We start from the raw sequence: 2,464 nt of genomic DNA, 5'->3' as shown, positions 1-2,464 counted from the left end.
ACATTTGGTTGAGGTCGGAAATTTCCAATTCGCCGCGGGCGGACGGTTTGATTTGTTTGGCGAACTCGACGACGCGTCGGTCGTAGAAGTACAAGCCGGTTACCGCCCAATCGGATTTAGGCTGTTGCGGTTTCTCTTCGATAGACAGGGCGTTGAAGTTTTCGTCAAATTCAACCACGCCGAAACGCTCAGGGTCTTTGACCTGATAACCGAATACGGTTGCGCCGTGGGTCTTGGCGGCAGCCTGTTTCAATGTTTGCGTAAACGATTGGCCGTAGAAAATATTGTCGCCCAAAACCAAGCAAACATTGTCGTTGCCGATAAATTCTTCGCCGATGATAAATGCCTGTGCCAAGCCGTCCGGACTGGGTTGCACGGCATAGCTGATGGAAACGCCGAAATCGCTGCCGTCGCCGAGCAGGCGTTTGAAAGAGGCGTTGTCTTCGGGCGTGGTAATCACCAAAATATCGCGGATTCCTGCCAGCATCAATACGGACAGGGGATAGTAAATCATGGGCTTGTCGTACACGGGCAGCAGCTGTTTGGATACGCCGCGCGTAATGGGGTAGAGGCGCGTGCCGCTGCCGCCGGCGAGGATGATGCCTTTCATGGGTTTTCTCCTGAGTAGTGTGTGTTTGTGTGATTTTCAGACGGCCTTCGGTTTTAAAGAGGCTTGCCGTTTATCATGCCAAAGAAACTTTTGATATCGAAATAAATAGAACGGATGTCTCCGGCTTCATTTTGAACGTCGAGACGGTCATAGACGCTGTCATTTTGCTCTATCAGGGCTTGTCTGACTACGCGATATTCAGGCATGTTTTCTTCAATCCAGGAATATTCAGCGGCAATGCCACGCATAGTGTCGTTTTCGATGATGACAATTGCCTTTTCGATGGAGCTACCATCGGCTTTTGTTGTCTTCTGAACTGTTGTTTGTGCGGCATGATGTCGTGTTTCTTTGGCCGAAATTGGCGCAGAGACAAACAAGGCAGAGGTCAAAGTTGCTAATAAGAAAATGCGGGATAGAGAGTACATGGATATTCCTTTGTATGATGAAGCTTAATGTTTTCAATGGAAGGATTGCATGGCTTACAACTTACCTAAACGCTCTAAACGATAGCTGCCGTTCAATACGTTTTGCCACCAGGTTTTGTTGTCCAAATACCATTGCACTGTTTTGCGGATACCGGATTCGAACGTTTCCTGCGGTTTCCAGCCCAGCTCCCTGCCGATTTTGGCAGCGTCGATGGCGTAGCGCACGTCATGGCCGGGGCGGTCTTGTACGAAAGTAATCAAATTTTCATAACGTGCCACACCGGCCGGTTTTTCAGGAACAAGCTCTTCCAGCAGGGCGCAGATGGTTTTGACGACTTCGATATTGGCTTTTTCATTGTGGCCGCCGATATTGTAGGTTTCGCCGACAATGCCTTCGGTAACAACCTGATACAGCGCGCGGGCGTGGTCTTCGACAAACAGCCAGTCGCGGATTTGCATCCCGTCGCCATAAACAGGCAAGGGTTTGCCGTCCAGCGCGTTCAGAATCATCAAAGGAATGAGTTTTTCCGGGAAATGGTAAGGGCCGTAGTTGTTGGAGCAGTTGGTTACAATGGTCGGCAAACCGTAAGTACGCAACCATGCACGGACGAGGTGGTCGCTGGATGCTTTGGAGGCAGAGTAGGGGCTGGACGGCGCGTATGGTGTGGTCTCAGTAAATAAATCGTCTGTGCCGTGCAAATCGCCATAGACTTCATCGGTAGAAATATGGTGGAAGCGGAAGGCTTCGCGCTTTTCAGACGGCATTTGTTGCCAGTAGGCGCGGGCTGCTTCAAGCAGATTGAATGTGCCGACGATATTGGTTTGGATAAATTCGCCTGCCGAATCGATAGAGCGGTCTACATGACTTTCCGCTGCCAAGTGCATCACGGCATCAGGCTGGTGTTGTGCAAACACGCGGTCAAGTTCGGCGCGGTTGCAAATATCCACTTGCTCAAAAGCATAGCGAGGATTATTGGCTACCTCGGTCAAAGATTCCAAATTGCCGGCATAAGTCAGCTTATCGACATTGACGACAAAGTCTTGGGTGTTTTGGATAATATGACGGACAACGGCAGAACCGATAAAGCCAGCGCCGCCGGTAACAAGGATTTTTTTCATAAATTTCAGTGGATAGCCAAAAAATATAAACGGATTATAGCAGACAGAAAGTGTGTTTTTCAGATAAAGAGGCCGTCTGAAAACATCTCTTTCAGACGGCCTGTATCAGGTCAACTTATTGTAGAAACCAGTAGCGTTGTTTACAGTATTTCCAGGAGAATACTGAAACATGAACATGCACAAAAACACCCGACTCACCCCGCACCACCGCCAAGCCATTTGGCTGGCCTACGCGCAGGGGAAGGAAAGCGTAACCTCCCTGGCACGCCGCTACCAAGTCAGCCGCGTCACCATTTACCGCGCACTTAAA

At 49.7% G+C, this 2,464-nt stretch carries 4 protein-coding genes; 1 reads left to right on the top strand and 3 read right to left on the bottom strand.

Translation table 11 applies throughout. The features are described 5' to 3' along the window. From rfbA to rfbB, 3 genes are all read right to left on the bottom strand, one after another. A partial coding sequence (rfbA, locus tag ACTHSP_RS19580) for a glucose-1-phosphate thymidylyltransferase RfbA (RefSeq protein ID WP_440346733.1) occupies positions 1-610 on the bottom strand: 610 nt, incomplete at its 3' end. 53 nt (positions 611-663) lie between these two features. After that, on the bottom strand, positions 664-1,035 hold the full coding sequence (locus ACTHSP_RS19575; RefSeq protein ID WP_191620682.1) for an adenosylhomocysteinase: 372 nt from the start codon (positions 1,033-1,035) through the stop codon (positions 664-666). Positions 1,036-1,089: 54 nt separating this feature from the next. Continuing rightward, on the bottom strand, positions 1,090-2,154 hold the full coding sequence (gene rfbB, locus ACTHSP_RS19570; protein ID WP_440346732.1) for a dTDP-glucose 4,6-dehydratase: 1,065 nt from the start codon (positions 2,152-2,154) through the stop codon (positions 1,090-1,092). Between the two features lie 169 nt (positions 2,155-2,323). Here rfbB and ACTHSP_RS19565 point away from each other — a divergent pair. Continuing rightward, positions 2,324-2,464: helix-turn-helix domain-containing protein (locus tag ACTHSP_RS19565; RefSeq protein ID WP_440346734.1), on the top strand; the 141-nt coding region annotated here is incomplete at its 3' end.

It is taken from the genome of Neisseria sp. P0001.S005 (genome assembly GCF_051963715.1).
Note: the sequence above shows the minus strand (reverse complement) of the source record. Positions and strands in the feature narration are given on the sequence as shown.